Annotated in this window: 15 protein-coding genes; 10 read left to right on the top strand and 5 right to left on the bottom strand. The window is 44.8% G+C overall.

Going from position 1 to position 19,113, the window contains the following annotated elements; translation table 11 throughout:
* Window positions 1-130: 130 nt before the first annotated feature.
* Window positions 131-2,017 (top strand): methyl-accepting chemotaxis protein, encoded by a 1,887-nt coding sequence (locus tag AYW76_RS00825; protein ID WP_067214613.1) that lies wholly within the window; start codon window positions 131-133, stop codon window positions 2,015-2,017.
* Between the two features lie 74 nt (window positions 2,018-2,091).
* Here AYW76_RS00825 and gltX read toward each other — a convergent pair whose 3' ends face one another.
* A complete protein-coding gene (gltX, locus tag AYW76_RS00830) occupies window positions 2,092-3,573 on the bottom strand; it encodes a glutamate--tRNA ligase (RefSeq protein ID WP_067214614.1) in 1,482 nt (493 codons plus the stop codon).
* 179 nt (window positions 3,574-3,752) lie between these two features.
* On the bottom strand, window positions 3,753-4,544 hold the full coding sequence (locus AYW76_RS00835) for a 5'-3' exonuclease H3TH domain-containing protein (protein ID WP_067214617.1): 792 nt from the start codon (window positions 4,542-4,544) through the stop codon (window positions 3,753-3,755).
* 109 nt (window positions 4,545-4,653) lie between these two features.
* On the opposite strand from AYW76_RS00835, the gene AYW76_RS00840 reads away from it, so the two are divergent.
* Together AYW76_RS00840 and AYW76_RS00845 are read left to right on the top strand one after the other, a co-directional pair.
* Complete coding sequence (locus tag AYW76_RS00840) at window positions 4,654-5,907, top strand: hypothetical protein (RefSeq protein WP_067214620.1); 1,254 nt, start codon at window positions 4,654-4,656, stop codon at window positions 5,905-5,907.
* Window positions 5,908-6,112: 205 nt separating this feature from the next.
* Entirely contained in the window at window positions 6,113-7,429 is a 1,317-nt protein-coding gene (locus AYW76_RS00845) for a TolC family outer membrane protein (protein WP_067214628.1), read from the top strand.
* A gap of 67 nt (window positions 7,430-7,496) precedes the next feature.
* Here AYW76_RS00845 and AYW76_RS00850 read toward each other — a convergent pair whose 3' ends face one another.
* Complete coding sequence (locus tag AYW76_RS00850; RefSeq protein WP_067214630.1) at window positions 7,497-8,798, bottom strand: M18 family aminopeptidase; 1,302 nt, start codon at window positions 8,796-8,798, stop codon at window positions 7,497-7,499.
* A gap of 124 nt (window positions 8,799-8,922) precedes the next feature.
* Here AYW76_RS00850 and AYW76_RS00855 point away from each other — a divergent pair, with 124 nt between their 5' ends.
* Window positions 8,923-10,941, top strand: coding sequence for a carboxy terminal-processing peptidase (locus tag AYW76_RS00855; RefSeq protein ID WP_067214633.1), 2,019 nt, complete (start codon window positions 8,923-8,925; stop codon window positions 10,939-10,941).
* A 28-nt stretch (window positions 10,942-10,969) separates the two neighbouring features.
* On the opposite strand, the gene AYW76_RS00860 is transcribed toward AYW76_RS00855, so the two are convergent.
* On the bottom strand, window positions 10,970-11,179 hold the full coding sequence (locus AYW76_RS00860; RefSeq protein ID WP_067097134.1) for a DUF2788 domain-containing protein: 210 nt from the start codon (window positions 11,177-11,179) through the stop codon (window positions 10,970-10,972).
* Between the two features lie 33 nt (window positions 11,180-11,212).
* On the opposite strand from AYW76_RS00860, the gene ybfE reads away from it, so the two are divergent.
* From ybfE to AYW76_RS00880, 4 genes are all read left to right on the top strand, one after another.
* Window positions 11,213-11,503, top strand: a complete 291-nt coding sequence (gene ybfE / locus AYW76_RS00865) for a LexA regulated protein (RefSeq protein WP_067036077.1) — start codon at window positions 11,213-11,215, stop codon at window positions 11,501-11,503.
* A gap of 10 nt (window positions 11,504-11,513) precedes the next feature.
* Complete coding sequence (locus tag AYW76_RS00870) at window positions 11,514-12,092, top strand: thymidine kinase (RefSeq protein WP_067214636.1); 579 nt, start codon at window positions 11,514-11,516, stop codon at window positions 12,090-12,092.
* A gap of 3 nt (window positions 12,093-12,095) precedes the next feature.
* Complete coding sequence (locus AYW76_RS00875; RefSeq protein ID WP_067214638.1) at window positions 12,096-12,998, top strand: recombination-associated protein RdgC; 903 nt, start codon at window positions 12,096-12,098, stop codon at window positions 12,996-12,998.
* Window positions 12,999-13,142: 144 nt separating this feature from the next.
* Entirely contained in the window at window positions 13,143-14,303 is a 1,161-nt protein-coding gene (locus AYW76_RS00880) for a cation diffusion facilitator family transporter (protein WP_067214640.1), read from the top strand.
* Here AYW76_RS00880 and AYW76_RS00885 read toward each other — a convergent pair.
* Window positions 14,300-15,610 (bottom strand): DNA recombination protein RmuC, encoded by a 1,311-nt coding sequence (locus AYW76_RS00885; protein ID WP_067214643.1) that lies wholly within the window; start codon window positions 15,608-15,610, stop codon window positions 14,300-14,302. The genes AYW76_RS00880 and AYW76_RS00885 overlap by 4 nt on opposite strands.
* A 52-nt stretch (window positions 15,611-15,662) precedes the next feature.
* On the opposite strand from AYW76_RS00885, the gene AYW76_RS00890 reads away from it, so the two are divergent.
* Window positions 15,663-16,280 carry a YigZ family protein gene (locus AYW76_RS00890; RefSeq protein ID WP_067034223.1) on the top strand — a complete coding sequence of 206 codons (618 nt, stop codon included), beginning with the start codon at window positions 15,663-15,665 and terminating at the stop codon, window positions 16,278-16,280.
* A gap of 2 nt (window positions 16,281-16,282) precedes the next feature.
* The gene (rapA, locus tag AYW76_RS00895; protein ID WP_067214645.1) at window positions 16,283-19,111 is read left to right on the top strand and encodes an RNA polymerase-associated protein RapA; all 2,829 of its coding nucleotides are present in this window, start codon (window positions 16,283-16,285) and stop codon (window positions 19,109-19,111) included.
* Window positions 19,112-19,113 lie beyond the last annotated feature (2 nt).

Consider the following 19,113-nt stretch of genomic DNA (forward strand, 5'->3'; position numbering starts at 1 on the left):
CATCAAAAACGTCACGTAAAGCTGCAATAAAGCTATTTACAAAAGCGATCTTAGGCTAAATACTCTCTTTATAATAATTAGACAATTGTCTTACATAACTATAACTATAAAATATCAGTAGGTGGATATAATGCTGGCAAATTTCAGTTTTAGAGCCAAACTCACTATTTTACTCGCCTGTGGTCTACTCGGCTTTGTCGTAGTAACTGTCGTGGCGTTGAATGGTATGAGCGCACAAACTTCGGCTTCTGAGCGTTTTGAAGTCATGACGAAAGTACAAAATGACTTATCTTCTCTCGTTATTGCCAACATGGAGCTGTACGAGCAACTCGATAAGCTTAATGACAACAGCTACTCCGCGTTCTTAGATGAACTAAAAACAAAAGAAAACCGTTTCTCTGCCTTGATCGCTGAAGATGCAGAAATGGTGAATCACCCGCAGACCGAAACCACGCTTGCAAATATTTCCGATCTTATAAACCAATATTCGCTGACCCTAGAAGAACTCGTTAACCTTAACCAGCGACTAGGTTTTAACGCTAGTTCAGGCATGAAAGGTGAAATTGCTGCTCTAGGTGAAGTAGTCATCGAAAAAGTGTCATTCTTGAGTCTTGTTAAACAAGAGTTCTTACCAGTACGTGAAGCCGAAAAGAATTTTGTCTTTGAACCCACATCGGAAAACAAAGATGTTTTTGAAGAGCGCTATAAGAAGTTTTACCAACGTGTGGTGAATTTCGGTCTTGAAGAGCGTTTTGGTGATGTAGTCGTCGCTTACTATGATAAAGTCCAACTTTATGCCAACACAGTGGGCAGCTTAGAGACATTGCAGCAGAAGTTTCGCGATGTTCGAACGAAGTACAACGATGCGACGAATCAAGCTCAAGAGTTACTAAAACAAGCCGTTGTCGAAGCACGCCAGCAAGCATCCGCACAATCTAAACAAGCCAGCATCAGTGTCATTGTCGTTAGTATCATTGTTGCTGTTATCGCTGGATTGCTGATGATGGCGATTGGACGCAGCGTTAACCAAACACTTAATCAAATAATTCGTGACCTTAGTAAAGTAAAAGGTGGTGACTTAACGGCTCGTTTAACCATCAACCATAAACGCAATGATGAATTTGATTCTCTCTGCGGTTCAGTTAATGAAATGACGACTGGCTTAGGCTCGGTTATTGGCGATGTGGTCCACACGACTGGCGATGTCAGCAATATGGTCAGCCAACTAAACAGTGCCGTGGTCAACATTGCCGACAGCAACCGCTCTGTTAGCGAACAAACAAATTCCTTAGCGGCCGCAACAGAAGAAATTTCGACAACGATCAGCAGCATCTCTCATACCACTGAGGAATTAAGCGATCAATCTAAGAACACGTATGAGTCTGCAAAGGTAGGATCAGAAACCATCAAAGGTGCCCTATCTAGCCTAGGCAAAACAATTGAAGTCGTAAACTTAACTGGACGCCAACTTAACGAGCTGGGACAACTGTCGAAAGACATCGATGATGTTATTGGCATGATCAATGATCTAGCGAATCAGACCAATCTATTAGCTCTGAACGCAGCCATTGAAGCGGCACGTGCTGGTGAAGCGGGCCGTGGTTTCTCAGTAGTTGCTGACGAAGTACGCTCGCTTGCAGAGAAGACCGTCGATGCTACTGCAAAAATTACCGATATCGTCGGCACAATCCAAACGTCGACTCAAACAGCCATTACCACCATGAACAGTGGCCAAGAGAACCTTCGCTCAATTGAAGAGTATAGTGAAAAGGCAGAATTAGCGATTCGTGAAATCGAGCACAATGCTCAAACAAGCTCATTGTCCTCGGTTGATATGGCTCGCTCTATACAAGAAGTGGCCAAAACAGCGGTTCACATGAGTGAAGAAATGGACCGCATTGCTCAGCAGCTTCAACGTGACAGCTCTGACATCGGTAGTATTGAAGGCAATACTCGTGACATTCACGATCAAGTCTCTTCGCTTGAAAAGAAAACCAGCATGTTTACCACTAAGTAAGCCTGCAGTTTTCTGCTAAAACAAAAAAACCGGCTAAGAGCCGGTTTTTTTAGATCAAAACATTATCGGTAAATTCAAAGTTCTGCGAACTCTTTTTCCCAACGTTTTGTTTCTTTCTTAGATGGCCCACCAACCACGTTAACGGCATGACGTAAACGAGCACGAGTCATATCAGGACCTAAGATTGTCATAGAATCAAATACAGAGACAGACGCTGTGGTACCCGATACCGCTACAAACAGTGGCGCAAAGAAGTCTTTCGGTTTCACTTCCATTGCTTGCGCAAGGGATTTCATTTCCGTAAAGATCTTATCTTTTTCCCATGAACGCAGTGCTTCAAGCTTCCAAAGTGCGAACTGAAGGGCTTTACGTAACGTTTCTTCTTCCATTTTAATATCAGAGAAAGAGTCAGCTGTGACATCCAGCTGACCTTTAAAGAAGAAGCCTGCGACATCCGCCACATCAGAGAACGTTTCAACACGCGGAATAATCAATGGCAAAATCGCATTAACGTATTCGCTGTTCAAGCCCCACTCAGAAAACTTCTGAGCAAAATCGGCCACTGACAAGTCTTCGCGAATCCACATGCCGTTTAGCCATTTCAGCTTCTCTACGTCAAAAACTGGTCCGCCAAGAGAAACACGTTGGATGTCAAAGTTATCAATCATCGATGATAAAGTGAACTTTTCACTTTCATCAGGCATCGACCAGCCCATACGGCCAAGGTAATTGATTACCGCTTCAGGTAAGAAGCCCATACGTTGGTAGTAAAGAATCGATGTTGGGTTTTTACGTTTAGATAGCTTGGATTTATCTGGGTTACGCAACAATGGCATATGGCACAATGTTGGAATGTCCCAACCAAAGTATTGATACAACAAGATGTGCTTAGGTGCGGAATTAATCCACTCTTCACCACGGATCACGTGGGTAATCTTCATCAAGTGGTCATCAACAACATTGGCTAAATGGTAGGTAGGTAAACCATCGGCTTTCAACAATACCTGCATATCTACTTGCGCCCAATCGATTTCGATTTCGCCACGTAGCATGTCTTGCACAACACAAGTACCCTCTTCAGGTACTTTCATGCGAATCACGTAAGGTACGCCAGCATCAATCTTCGCTTGCACTTCTTCTTGGCTCAGATTTAAAGCGCGCCCGTCGTATTTTTGCGCTAAGCCTTGCTCTTTTTGCTCAACACGCATTTGATCGAGTTCTTCGGGGGTTTCAAAGGCATAAAAAGCGTGACCTTTTTCAACCAACTCTAGCGCATAGTCTTTGTATATATCGCCTCGTTCGCTCTGGCGGTAAGGGCCATGTGGGCCGCCTACATCCGGGCCTTCTGACCAATCCAATCCTAACCAACGTAACGCATCAAGGATCATCTTCTCCGATTCAGGCGTACTGCGTGTCTGGTCAGTATCTTCGATACGTAAAATAAATTCGCCGCCCATTTTCTTGGCAAAAGCCATATTAAACAGTGCGATGTATGCAGTACCAACGTGAGGGTCGCCCGTTGGAGAAGGCGCGATTCGAGTTCTTACCTCAGACATATCCTATCTCATTAAATTGGGGGTGAGTGATGGGCGTTATTATATGCCTGTTGCCAAACATCGGTAAGAGCTATTCGCGATCTTTTCTGAGTTAGCATGCAACTAATTTGAATTTATTACGCTGCGGCATTTCAAACAAAAAACGCAAACAGATACATTGCTGATTTTTTGATCAATACTTAAATTGAAGTACTACGTCTGATTTCAAGCTGCGATAGCCGTATGCCAATTTCAACATCCAGCTTTAGCGTCACCATAGAACGTGCAAACTGGCAATGACTTAACTGCCCATCTAATAACTTTTGAAATTTAGCAGGATACTCGCTCAAACAATCAAAGACCTGCTCGAGACTGCTTTTATTTTTAAGAATCTCCACCGACGACTTCGGACCTATCCCTTTGACGCCTGGAATATGATTCGTTGTATCCCCTACTAATGCCCAATAATCTGGTAGTAATCGGGGGATGACACCATATTTTTGTTCGACCCAATTGGCATCGTAGCCAAGTTTTGCAAAGTAGTCATATTGTAAAATATGTGGGTATTGCAGTAGCTGCGTATAGCCTTTGTCAGTAGAAACAATCATCGAGCCTATGCCATGTTGGCTGGCTTTAAACGCTAATGTGGCCACTAGGTCATCCGCTTCCCATCCGGTCATGCGTAAGCACGGCCAACCATTAAAGCGAAACACCTTGGCAAACCGCCCCATGGACTCTAATAACGCATCATCCATTGGTGGTCTTCCTAGCTTATATTCAGGAAAGGCTTCGTGACGCCACGTTTTCGCCGGTGAGTCAAAAACGATCGCCATGTAGCTTGGCTCAAATTGATGCACTAGCTTCGCTAACGCATCAATGCATAGACTTTGAGTACGCTCTATTCGACGCTCGCTGTCTGGCTCACTTTCTAACGCCGCATGTAAGCGTCGTATCAGGTTTAAGCCATCAATCAGTAAAAGCCCATTTTTCACTGTCACCTTCCACTTTGTGTCCTACATATAACGAAGCATTCTACGTTATTCTGAAAGCTAATTGGGAATTTGCCAGCTCACGTTTTCCATGTTTAACAGAGGAATGCTTATGGACACTAAAACAATTCTAACCAACGCGACAATGACAGGATTGCTACTCACTTCGATCTCTAGCTTTGCGGCAACTCAAAGTATCGTTATTGAACAGCAAGGCAGCCAAGTAACCGAAGATCTAAAACAAAAATCTGAATTGAGTTTTACTCCGATGGAAGGCTCTATCATTCCAATCGGAAAAAACTATGCACCATTTCAGTTACCCGATTTTTATAATAGTGAACGCCGTGATTGGAGCAATCACTTAGGCCAGCCCATTCGTGTTGAGCATAAAAGCCGTAATTTGTCTTTAGAAGGCACCTTAGAGGCTGTAACCGATCAATACTTCACATTAAGTGTTAAACGCGTCGCAGCAAACTATCCTATTAGTGATTTTTATCTTATACCAAAACTCGCGGCATCAAACACTCGCACGGAATTAAACTATCAAGGCCTACTCACTTACCAAACATCTGATATTCGTTGGCACCCCGAACTCTCAATGGTCATAGACGACCGAAAAATCACTTTGGTACAACAAGCCAGCATTCAAAATAATGCGTCTCAAGACATTGAGCTGGACAGCGCCCTACTGCATTACAGCCAAAACCGAAATATCGGCCGTCCGATGATGATGAAAAGTTCGATGGCAAGCGATATGGCATTAGAACGCTCAGCACCAGAAACAGATTACAATGACAGCGAAATCACACTGGAATTAACTAAACTATCGCTGCCTGCGGCATCAATGACATTAGTTGATCTTGGTAAACACAGCAGTGACATTACCAGTCGTCGTAATGTGAGTAAGGTATTCAGCTACCAGCATTCATCAAAATTGAATTTGAGCTTTGATCAACAGATTCGCTTTGACAGCCCGAAAGATTTGATCCCCGGTACTTATCAAACTCTTTGGCACAAAAGCCCCTACTTCATGAAAGGAAACGCAGTTTCATTAAAAAATATGCGAGAGGGTGCTGAAGTCGAAGTGCTTCTAAATAAAAGCTTGGATTTAACCGGTGACATTACTTTAATCACGGAATCAAAGGCAAAGAAAGGCGCAACTCAGACATGGGAGCTGACATTGAAAAACGTTTCTAAGCAGCCTCAGGATTACCAAATCACTCATCAGCTACAAGCCCCAATTCGGGAGCTGTCTCTGCGCTCTTTGGAGCAGGTCAATGCCAACAGCGTGTCTCTGCATGGAACCATTGCCCCCAACACCACGTATCAAATCCGATACACGGTTGAGCTAGATAACCCTTCATAAAACATTGCCTCAAATCATAAATAACAGCCCACTCTATGTGGGCTGTTTCATTCATACTGTATTTTTACACAATAAGTCAGACTGACTTTAGGATTGATTGTGATATGGTCAGGAGTCATAGAAGTTATAGCAAATTAGGTAGTATTCACTGCCTTTACCGTCAGGTAATATAAATTTATTTCATATCGAGGCAAAAAAGGAACCTATGAAAAAGCATATTATCGCATCGTTTATAGCTGCAGCGGTGGCATTACCGGCTGCGCAGGCAGAAACACTTAACCAAGTATATGACTTAGCTAAAGCACACGATCCTAGCTTGCGAGCTGCCAACGCCTCTTTTCGCGCTGACAAAGAACAAGTTGAAGTGACTCGCGGTAATTTGTATCCCAACATTAGTTTCAGCGGCAACCTTGGCTACACAAAAACCGATCCAGATAATGCTGAGTCGTTTAATAACACGCAGAACCAGCTCGCTTTAAACCTAGATTACCCCATTTACTCTCCGGCATTGGATTACGGTGTTGATGCGGTTGAGCTGACGTTTGCAAGTTCTGGAATTGCTTTAGAACAAGCTCAGGAACAACTCATCTACAACACACTGTCTGATTTCTTTGCGGTCTTAACCGCGCAAGCGACTCTCGACACAACCCGCTCCCAAGTTAAAAGCTACGAAGGCCAGTTAGATCGTGTTAAGAAACAGTATGAAGTGGGTTTGGTTTCTATAACTGACTTACATGATGCGCAAGCGGCCTATGATTCCGTACTCGTAGATGAATTAAGTGCTGAATCGGACCTAACGATTGCCCTTGAAGCCTTATATCAGCGTACCGGTCAAAGTATCGAAAGTATCCCACGTCTATCTGAAGACTATCCGATTGTTGTTGACTCAAGTTTGAATACCGACAACCTTGTTCAAAAAGCGATGGCTGCAAATAAAGACGTTAGAATTTTGGATCTGTCTGTCGACTCGGCCCAAAATAACATCAATATCCAAAAAGCCAGTGGTCGCGTCCCTACCGTTGCAATTACCGGCTCTTTAGCGCGTACAGACAATGACTATTCCGTTGAATCTCAGTCTCGATCAGATGGCGTAACCAACACCTCCTCTATTGGCATTGGGGTATCGATTCCTCTTTATAGCGGTGGCGCAATCAATGCCTCCGTTCGCCAAGCGGTTGCAAGCGCGGAGTCTGCTGTGGAAACACGTGCTAGCTCTATCCAAGATATCGAGTTAAATATTCGTAGTGCTGTATTGAAGCTTAAAACGCTTGCTGCGCAAGTTAGGGCTCAGCAACAAGTTATTCGCTCATCTCAAAGTGCATTAGAAGCAACCCAAGCCGGTTATGATGTAGGGACACGTAATATTGTTGAACTGTTAGACGCCCAATCAACGTTCTTCAATGCTAAAAATACTTATGAGCAGCTTCGCTATAATTTCGTAATACAGCAGATTACGCTTGATCAGCTAACGGGGGATCTAGGCGAGGAAGATATTCAGGCGCTGAACAAATGGTTAATCTAATTTAATCACTTGTATAAAACTTAATAAAAAGCCCAGAATGCTGGGCTTTTTATTAACAAATGCGCATCTAAGCTGAAATCAATTGATCACGTTTTGCAAACGCCACTAAAATCTTGTAAAGATTAAAAGCGTCTACACTGCCTGCAAGCTCTCGGATCGAATGCATAGCAAACGTGGGCAAACCTATATCCAAAGTTGCAACGCCAATCTCTCCGGACGTTATCGGGCCAATGGTACTGCCACACCCCATATCACTGCGCACAACAAATGTTTGTGCAGGTAAACCAAGTTCATTGGCAATGTCTTGGTACACCGCCGCTGTTTCACTATTGGTTGCATACCTCTGATTGTTATTGACCTTAATGACCGCACCTTGGTTGATCAATGGCGCATGCAGTTGATCGTGTTTTGCCGCATAGTTTGGATGCAAGGCATGCGCATTATCTGCAGAGATCAGCATGGATTGCTGAATAGCCTGAGTGTACTGTTCCGGCACAGGCGATAATCGGCGTAATACATCCTCTAAAAATGGACCATTAGCACCACACGATGACTGACTGCCCACTTCTTCGTGATCAGTACAAATTAATAATGTCGGCCGGCTAGCGTCGGCATTCAATAAAGCCTGTATACCAACATAGCAACTTAGCAAATTATCCAAGCGCGCAGCACTGATATAATCACCATGTAAGCCTGTAATCGCCGCTTTCTGTACGTCATATAGACTTAATTCAAAGCTTAAAATCGAGCTGACAGAAATGTCATCGTATTCACTCTGAATTTGCGCAATTAACAACTTTTCTAGATCCAACGTATGTTCTGCACCACACAAAATCGGCAAGATTTCTTCCTGCGGATTTACTTTAAAGCCGTCCGTGTTCACGCCTCGACTAAGGTGGATTGCCAAGTTTGGCACCAGTGCGATAGGGTCTTTAAAGTCAACCAGACGGCTTTTCAAGCTGCCATCCTTTGCTTTAAACGTCACTCTTCCTGCTATCGATAAATCACGATCTAACCAAGTATGGAGCAATACGCCACCATAGACTTCAACGCCTAACTGATGATACCCAAAGCGCTCCACGTGGGCATTTGGCTTTAATTTCAAGCAAGGACTGTCGGTATGAGCACCGATCATGCGAAAGCCTTGATGAGCAAAATCTAACGTGGGTGTGGTGAATGCGATCACTGACGAGTCGTTTCGCGTGACAAAATATTTTCCGCCCTCACTGATGACCCACTCTTGTTGTTCAACAAGCTCTTCATAACCTGCTGCAAGCAGTTCGCGCTTCATCGTTGAAACGGCATGGAACGGTGTCGGGGAATCATCAAGAAATGACAATAAAGAATGATTAAAACTGGCTTGATTCATAGTTTCCTGCTGGGTCAATGATATAAAAAAATGACTTTTTTGCCGCTGGACTGGTCTTGTTGATACGAGTCTAATATGATTTTAGCCAATTAAAGACAAATCAGTTTAAGGGAACCAATCGCGGATGATCTACAAACGCCTGTTGTTAAGTCTACTTCCATGTATCGCGCTAGCCAGCGGTTCCGTTTCGGCGTATGAAAAACTCGAACCGCCACATGACTACGACCGTGTTGCACAAGAGATTGTCGCAACGTTAGAAAACGTCCACTATAACAAAACCCTGATCGACGACGAAGTATCAGAACAAGCATTTGAAAATTATCTCGATGCTCTAGACCCTTCCCGCAGCTTTTTTTTGAAAAGCGATGTGGACACTCTGTCAAAATACCGCAATGACTTTGATGATGCCTTGCGTGACGGCGACTCGCAAGTTGCTTACGACATTTATAATGCCTATTTAGATCGAGCTGAGACACGACTTGAAAAAGTCTTAGCGGGTATTCCAGAGATGGTAAAAAGCTTTCAATACACAGTCGATGAAAGCCTCAACGCAGACCCTGACAAACTAGAATGGGCTGAAACCGATGCTGAGCTCGATGATTACTGGCGCAAACGCATCAAAAACCGCGCATTAACACTCAAGCTCAATGGTGAGTCTGAAGAAGACATTATCAGCGCCATCGAGCGCCGCTATAAGAGTCAGCTTAAACAGATCGATCAAACTAATGCGACCGATGTATTCCAAAGCTTTGCCAACTCTGTAACTTCTGTACTGGACCCACACACCACTTATTTCGCTCCACGAGCGTCAGAAGCCTTTAATATCAACATGAGTTTATCGCTCGAGGGTATTGGTGCAGTCTTGCAAATGGAAGACGACTACACAAAAGTCGTTCGTCTAATCCCTGGTGGGCCAGCTGAAGCGCGTAAAGAGCTGGGGCCCAACGATCGCATCATAGCGGTGGGCCAAGAAGGTGAACCGATGATTGACGTCGTTGGCATGCGCCTCGACGATGTCGTCGATATGATTCGCGGAGAGCGTGGTACCAACGTTATTCTAGAAATCATTCCTGCTAACAGTAACACTCAGAACAGCAAGAAAATCACGATTACTCGTGAAAAAGTGAAACTTGAAGATCAATCCGCGCAGAAAAAAATCGTTGAGGTTGAACGCGGTGGCGAAACCTTTAAAGTGGGGGTCATTGAACTGCCTACATTCTACTCAGACTTTGCCGCGATTCAACGTGGTGACCGTGATTACAAAAGCTCAACACGTGACACAAAAAAACTGATTGAAGAACTGCAAGCAGAAGACATTACAGCTCTTATTTTAGACCTTCGTAACAATGGCGGCGGTTCCCTACAAGAAGCCAACTCGTTAACAGGTCTCTTTATCCCAGCCGGTCCTGTGGTGCAAATTCGTGATGCCTCTGGCCGTGTCAGTATTCTTGGCGACCAAGACCGTGAAGTCACGTACAGTGGTCCTATGGTGGTGTTAGTGAACCGTATGAGTGCATCGGCTTCAGAAATCGTTGCTGGTGCTCTGAAAGACTATGGCCGAGCTATTATTGTCGGCCATCAAACATTTGGCAAAGGCACTGTTCAAGTACTACAAGAAATGGATAAGGGACAACTGAAGATTACTCAAGCCAAATTCTACCGAGTATCGGGTGAGAGCACTCAACACAAAGGCGTGATGCCAGACATTAACTTCCCGTCTCTGCTGGACACCAATCAAGTGGGCGAAAGCGCCCTTGAAAACCCCCTACCATGGGATAAAATTCACGATACTCGTTACCCAGTGTATTGGGAATTCGCTGACTATGTAGATGAACTGACCAGCTTGCATGACAAACGCATCAAACAAGATGCTAACTTTGTTGCGTTAGAAGACCAAATCAACTACGTCAAAGATCAAAGTGAACATTTTAAGTCGATCTCACTTAATGAAAACACTCGTGAAGCACAGCGAGAAGAAAGTGAGCAGAAGCAGCTTGATCGAGAAAATAAACGTCGTAAGGCTTTAGATTTGCCAGTCCTTGAAAACGTAGAAGACATTGAAGCTCCGGAAGATGATGTCTATGCACACGAAGCGGCCGAAGTAGTACTCGACTTTATTGGCTTATATCAGAAAAACCACTAAACCCATCTGGCTAGACAGTCATCACTGTCTAGCCAGATCCCCCTAATATCAGCTCAATCACCACACCTTTTAACACAAAGGCTAGCATTCCTAGGCCTAAACCACCGATAATAATAAAGGTCCCTAATTTTCCGGCATTTGATTTACGAGCTAAGTCCCACATGATGAACAGCATAAACATACAAAAGCCGCTAATAAGTACCGTCAGCATTAAAGATTCAAATTCTTCTATTTCCATTTCAACCTACTGATTAGACATTCAATTTAAGTTATGGCCAAAGCTTCCTCAGACCGCAATACCATTGACCTATTTGGCACGGTACGCGGCCGTCCTCGTACCCACCCATTACCCCGTAAAGACCAACTAAAGGCCAACAAACGAGCACAACGTGAAAAAGAGAAATCGCTAGGGATGAAGCGTGTCGAACTAGTCGTCGATGAGGATACCGTAAAAAAATTGGACATGCTGTGTGAAATGTCAGGTATTAAGCGTGCAGACTGGCTGACCATGCAGGTAGCATTGGCGTTCAATAAAGCTAAAGTGTCAAACAAAGACAGCTAGAGGACCTTTTATGGCGAAGCTCTACTTCTATTACTCTGCAATGAATGCAGGTAAGTCTACGACACTGCTACAATCGGCGCACAACTATCAAGAGCGGGGCATGAACACCCTTCTATTGACCGCTGCACTGGACGATCGCTACAGCCAAGGTACTATTACTTCGCGGATTGGCATTGAAGCCGAAGCGGAATTGTTTAAAGAAAACACCAAGCTCTTTGAACTCATACTCAAACGCCACCACCAAGCCAGTATTGGCTGTGTGTTAGTAGATGAGTCACAATTTTTGACAAAAGAGCAGGTCTATCAATTATCCGAAGTGGTCGACCGGCTGGACATTCCCGTTTTAGCCTTCGGTATTCGAACCGACTTTCGCGGGGAGCTGTTCCCGGGCAGTCAAGCCTTGCTTGCTTGGTCTGACAAACTGATTGAACTAAAAACCATATGTCACTGTGGCAGCAAAGCCAATATGGTGATTCGAGTGGATGCAGAGGGCCGTGCTATAAAAGAAGGCACTCAAATCGAAATTGGTGGTAACGATCGATACATTTCGGTCTGCCGCAAACATTTTAAAGAAGCGATGAAGGATTGATACATGTGGTTTAAGAACTTACAAATATTCCAACTCAAAGACACGGAAAATTTCAGCAGTACTGATCTTATCGCCAAACTTCCTGAACACCCATTACGAGAGTGTGGTTCACAGGATGAATTTACATTTGGTTGGATGCCGTTGATCCGAAGCAGTGAGCAATGGGCAATCAGCAGTAACCAGTGCATGTTGATTCGTGCGGGGAAAGAAGAAAAAGTACTGCCTACCGCCGTCGTTCGCGAAGAGCTTGAAGCCAAAGTCGCTGAAATCGAAATCGTTGAAGGTCGTAAAGTCGGCCGCAAAGAAAAAGCCGACATCAAAGAAGAATTAGTCTTTACACTGCGCCCTAGAGCGTTCTCGAAACGTTCTGACATTTGGGCCTATATTGATACAAAAGCCAAACTGGTCGTATTAAACAGCACGAATGCAGGCATGACCGAGCAACTGTTTAAACTCTTGCAAACGACACTCGGCAGTTTTGCGATGGTTCCACTTCAAGCACAGGTGTCACCCGCCGCTATCATGACGGACTGGCTAATGAAAAACGACGTGCCAGCGAGCCTCGAAACTGGCGATGAATGTGAAATTCAAGATGCCTCAGAGGATAAAGCAAAAATCCGCTTTAAGTCTTTAGAGCCGCTATCTGAAGACGTCACTCGTCACCTTTCTCAAGGTATGAGCGTTAAAAACTTAGCCCTTCGCTGGAGCGAAAAAATGTCTTTTGTTCTTAATGATGACTTAACACTGAAGAAAGTAAAATTCGACGACACACTAAAAGAGAACGCCTTTAACGATTCTCAAGGCGGTACGTTATCCGATATGGATGCGAACTTCGCACTTATGTCATTAACCATTAGAGACTTTTTTGAATCTTACCAACTATGGTTTGAAATCGCCGACGAATAACAGTTTTCCACAGATTGGGTGGATAACACTGGGGAGAAAGATGGCAACACCAGCAGCGGCAGGCAACCACCTCTTTCTCTCCAAATGAACCAATACACGCCTATTATAAACAGCACACTTAACGACACACCCAGGGCTTAAAAAATGTCAAAAATGCAAGAAGAAAGGCAAATAGCTCAACGAGTTACAATCGTTGGCGCTATTTGGGATGCACTGCTAGGTATTGCTAAAATCATCGCAGGTTGGTTTTCGCAATCTCAAGCGTTAATAGCCGACGGTATCCATTCGTTATCAGACTTGGTTACTGACGTGTTCGTCGTGGTTGCCTCCAATAATGCCCGCCAAGCACCCGATAAAAATCATCCCTATGGACATTTGCGCTTTGAGACCCTGACTACTGTCATTCTTGGTATCGTGCTAATCATTGTCGCAACGGGCATTGTTTTAGAAACATTCAACAGTGATCGAACTCCGTTTGCAACTTGGTATGGTGCTGCCGCAGTCATTTTAACGATTGTCATAAAAGAGGCTATTTTTCACTACACACGCCGTGCTGGTGAAAAAATTGGCAGCAAACTGTTGATTGCCAATGCTTGGCACAGTCGCAGTGACGCCTTATCTTCAGTAGCTGTTTTAGCGGGGTTAGTCGGGGTCTATTTTGGCTACCCATGGGCAGATAAAGCCGCCGCAGTAGTCGTAGGCCTTTTAATTGCTAAAATCGCCATCGAAATGATTTGGGATAACTTAAAAGAGTTAGTCGACACCGCACCCGACCAAAAAACGCTTGACCAGATAAAAGACACCGTAGACAGCCTTAAAAACATTATGGCGCCGCACGATATCCGAGCTCGTTCAATGGCTGGTAAAATTTTCTTGGACATGCACATCCATGTTCCTGCTCATGCCACTGTCAGTGAAGGGCACTACTTGAGTGACTTAGTTGTCTACACCATCAAGAAAGCCCATCCGCAGGTGCAGGATGTAATGGTGCATGTGGACACAGATGATCATATACAATCTGATACAACAGATCACGAACTCGTAGGCAGACCGCCCTCACTGCAACTACCTGCTCGCGATCAAATTCTAGCGGACCTTGGTTATATGCTGCGCAGTCACCGCAACTACGTGGATATCGAAAAAACCCAACTGCATTACTTAAATAAGACACTCCATATTCACTTGATTGCTAACGCAAATAAAGCACCGTCGACTGATCTGACTAAAGTTACAAATAGCATCTTATTTGATCTACAAAACTTGCCTTACGGTCAAGATCACAAGGTTTTGTGGCTGATTAACTAGCTCTCCTGACCGTCTAAATCATCCTCATCACTGTCTGGGAGTGAAAGCTGCTTATTAGTTTTTGCTCCCATGACTCTTAACCGCTCCGCTCTTGTTAACAAGTTACCTCGCCCAATCGTCAGCTTCTTCATTGCCTGTTCGTGACTGCGAGTCAGTGCGTCAATGCGTGTTCCGATCTCATCCATATCCTGTACAAAACCAGCGAATTTATCGTACATAGCGCCCGCTTGACGGGCGATCTCAAGTGCATTTTGACTTTGTTTTTCATTACGCCAGATGTTTTGCACTGTGCGCAATGTGGCAAGTAAGTTCGAGGGCCCCGTAATAATGATATTTTGCTCAAACGCCTCTGAAAACAAGCCATTCTCCCCTTGTAGTGCCAAAGCATAGGCGGCTTCGATTGGGATGAACATGATGACAAAGTCGAGTGACGTGATGCCGTTTAAATCGTGATAATTTTTCGCACCAAGCTCTTTGATATGGCGACGTACAGCCTCTAAATGCTGACGTAAGGCTTGTTGTTTTTGCAATTCATCTTCAGCTTCAACATAGGCAAGGTAGCTGACCAACACCATTTTTGAGTCGATGATGATTTGTTTGTTTTCAGGTAGATAAACAATCACATCAGGCTGATAACGCTTTCCTTCTTCGGTAGTCAGTGAGACCTGAATCTCATATTCGCGTCCTTTTTCTAATCCAGAACGCTCTAAAATACGCTCCAGAATAACCTCACCCCAGCCACCTTGAATCTTATTCTGGCCTTTTAGTGCCTCGGTCAAGCTCATCGCATCATCGCTAATTCGCTGGTTAAGCAATTGCAGATTTTTAATTTCCTTTACCAAAGAGAAACGCTCTCGCGCTTCTTGATCATAGCTCTGCTCAACACGCTGCTGGAACTCATTGATTTTTTGCCCTAACGGAGACAATAAGGCATGCAACTGACGCTCGTTTTCAGTCGCAAGGCGCGCGCCTTGTTGCTGTACGATGTCTTGAGCCAGTTGCTTAAACTGCACCTCGTTTTGATGCTTTTGCTGCTCAAAGAAATGTTCTTTTTGTTGCCAAATTTCCTGAGCCGCGGCGAACTGTTGCTCCAACGTTAGCGCTTCTTTTTCCAATTGATGCACTTCTTGCTGGGAACGTTGCAAAAGTTGCCGTGTTTGAAGCAATTCCTGCACAGAATTTTCATGCTCAGCCTGCCACTTACGCTGGATTCTCTGTACAATACCCCCCGCGATGGCGGTCGTGATGACAACACCTACAACACATCCCAAAGCAATCCACACAGATTGTTGCATCCAGTCTGTCATTTATTTAAACCCGCCATTTTCGTTGAAAAAACAATCGCTAAGCGAAGTTTACATGGATTACTACCAGAGCCCAACACACGAACAACGCTTTGATCTGGAAATTAAAAATAGCCAGTTCATTACGACGATCCGGCGCACCCGTGGACGAGATGAAGCGAAAGCTTTTATTGCCGATATGAACATGCGCTATCCAGATGCCAATCATAACTGCTGGGCATTCGTGGCAGGGCCACCTAAGAATGTTCATTTATGGGATCAAAGTGATGATGGCGAGCCAAAAGGCACAGCTGGAAAGCCCATGCTAAACGTTTTACAACATTCAAATTTTGGCGAAATCACGGTCGTTGTAACGCGTTACTTTGGCGGCATTAAGCTGGGTGCAGGTGGATTAGTCCGTGCTTACAGTCAGGCCGTTGTCGAAGCGCTTGATCAACTAGAATGGCAAGAGATATACCCACGTGAAACGGTTTCCATAAAAATCGCCTATCCTATGTTAGGTAAGGTTGAGTATTGGTTAGAAAACAGTGATATCGATGTTGAGGACAAACAGTTCTCAGAGAGCATTGATGTTTCACTTGCCGTCATTGAACGTACGTGGCCAGAACAGAAACAGGCTCTGATCGATTTATGTCAGGGTAATATTACGATTATTGAAAACGACAAAGAGTAGTTATGTACCAAATAGGACAACGTTGGAGTAGCCGAAACGAACCAGACTTAGGTATCGGCATGATCATTGAAAAACAGCCTAAATCCTTTGTCTTGTATTTTTCAGATGCGGAAACTGAGCGTAATTACTCAGTGGAACAGACGAGTTTAGTTCGTCGTACACTTACACCGGGAGACGAGTTATTTTTTGAAGACGAATCCTACAAAGTGCAAGCCGTGCGCGAATATGATCTATTAATGGAATATAACATCGGCGACGAATGGGTGGATGAATCAGAAATTCAATTCCCACGTAACGATAAGAACGAATTGGATTCGATCCTCGCTCTGTCCCCTGCTCGTCGCATGTGGTTTGATTTGCGCCGTAAAACCCTTGAACATCAAGCAATTCATTCAGCGAGTCCTGTTCGTGGCTTGATGGGATTGAAAGCCGAGTTACTACCGCACCAAATGTATTTAGCTCATGACATTGCTAACCGCCCCGCTGCGCGAGCTTTGTTATGCGATGAAGTTGGTATGGGTAAGACCCTTGAAGCAGGTTTGATTCTTCACCATCGAGTTCTAAATGGCCTATCGCGCAGAGCCTTGATTCTAACGCCTACAAACTTGCAGCATCAGTGGTTGGTTGAAATGCTACGACGCTTCCATCAGCCATTTTCGTTGATTAATGAAGCTGTTTACGAAGACTACATGGATGGCGATGACAACCCATTTGACGCTCAAGCGTTTGTGATCGCCCCCATTGATTTTGTCTCAACCCATAGCAAAGCGGCACAACACATGCTGCAATCTGAATGGGACATGGTCATTGTGGATGAAGCTCATCATTTAGCATGGGATCCAGAAACGCCAAGCATTGCTTATCAACTGGTTGAACGCTTGGCAGCGGCTTCCGAGTCCTTATTGCTTTTAAGCGCGACACCGGAGCAAACCGGTGAACGTGAGCATTTCTCACGCCTACAACTGATTGATCCTGAGCACTATCATAGCTTTGACGTCTACCAAGCTCAGCAACAAGAATTCAAACAAGCCGCTGAATTAGCAGAACAGATTCTGCCATTTACCGAAGTTGATCATGGGCTAACACAGCCGGATTGGCGCGCTGTTTTTGTCGACTACCTGCACGATGTGCAATCCAAAGAGTGGTTCGACAACCTAACGGCGGCCGATAAAGACAAGCAAGTCAACGCTGCACAAGATGCGATTAACTGGCTAATTGACCGTCATGGTACTGGCCGTGAAATGTTCCGTAACACGCGCGCCGCTATTGGTGGTTTCCCTGAGCGCAACTTAAACGTTTACCCTCTTGCAGGTAACGACACATACGCAAGCGCGGCCCATCATGTTCTACCTGAGTCGGGTATCGACCATGGTTTATGGGAAGCAGACCCGCGCTGGCATTGGCTAAAAGAGTTCTTGGGCGATCAAAAAGTTAAAACCAAAGTGCTTGTCATTTGTCACACGGCCGACACCGCTCGTTGGTTGAACGATCAACTTACCTTTGCTGGTTTCCAAAGTGCTGACTTCCATGAACAAATGCCTCTGATCCATCGTGACCGAGCGGCCGCCTATTTCGCCGATCCGAGCGGCGCTCAAGTGCTCGTCTGTTCCGAGATTGGTAGTGAAGGTCGCAACTTCCAATTTAGCCATAATTTGGTGATGTTCGACTTACCTGAACACCCAGATTTACTAGAACAGCGTATTGGGCGCTTAGATCGTCTTGGCCAACGTAACATCGTTCAAGTGCACGTCCCTTATATTGAAGGCAGCGTACAAGAGCGCTTGTATCAGTGGTATCACCTAGCATTGAATGCTTTTAACCGTACCACAGGGTCTGGCGATAAAGTGAATGCTGCGTTTAAAGAGCCATTGCATGCATTTCTATTTGGTAATGATGATGATCAGTCATTGTTAGATGAAGCACGTGTATATCACGAAGCCTTGCTAAAACAAATGGAAGAAGGTCGTAACCGTCTATTGGAAATGTCTTCCTGTCGCCTGAACGTTGCCAAATCGCTGATTGAGCAAATTAACGACCAAGCATCACACGGCCTGCATGATTACATTGAACAAGTGACGCACGCGTTTAACATACATGCAGAATGTCACAACGACACTCCCGATCAAGCCGCATGGTTTATTCGCCCTTCTACAGACATGATGCTAGAAGCACTACCTGGCATTGAAGAGGAAGGCAAAATGCTGATGTTGGACCGCCGCCAAGCCAGCCAACGAGAAGATGTAGCCTTTGCGACGTGGGAACACCCATTAATCACCATGCTAATGGACGAAGTGCAAGGCTTTGATTCAGGCAAATTAACTTCTGCCATTTTACCTATTGCTGCTCTGCCAGAGGGTACGGTATTGGTTGAAAGTATGTTTGTCATAGAAACCGCTGGCCATCCGCGTTTGAAACTGGCTCAGTCACTGCCCATGACACCTATTTGGCAATTGTCTGATGCCAATGGCAAATTCCTTCACAGCCAGTTTACCGCGGACAAGTGGGCAGAAAAGTTGAAAGGCGTGCCTAATCGTGTGGCCGAGCAGTGGGTCGCAGCCCTACGTCCACAGCTGCTTGAGATTCTTCAAGCGCATCAACTAAGCGCTCAAGATCAAGCTCGCCCTACAGTGCATGCGGCAAAAGAAGCCTACCAGCGTAAGTGGCAGTCTGAAATTGATCGTCTGCGTGAGCTGCAACAGCAGAATTCAGCGGTAAAAGATGAGCACATAGAACTGTACGAACGCTATCTAGTAGAAGGCCTAACTCGTATCGATGATCACCAAATTCGTTTGGATGGCATCCGCATTATTTTGACCACTAAGCCAGAATAATA

It is taken from the genome of Marinomonas gallaica (genome assembly GCF_001639745.1).
Lineage (GTDB): Bacteria > Pseudomonadota > Gammaproteobacteria > Pseudomonadales > Marinomonadaceae > Marinomonas > Marinomonas gallaica.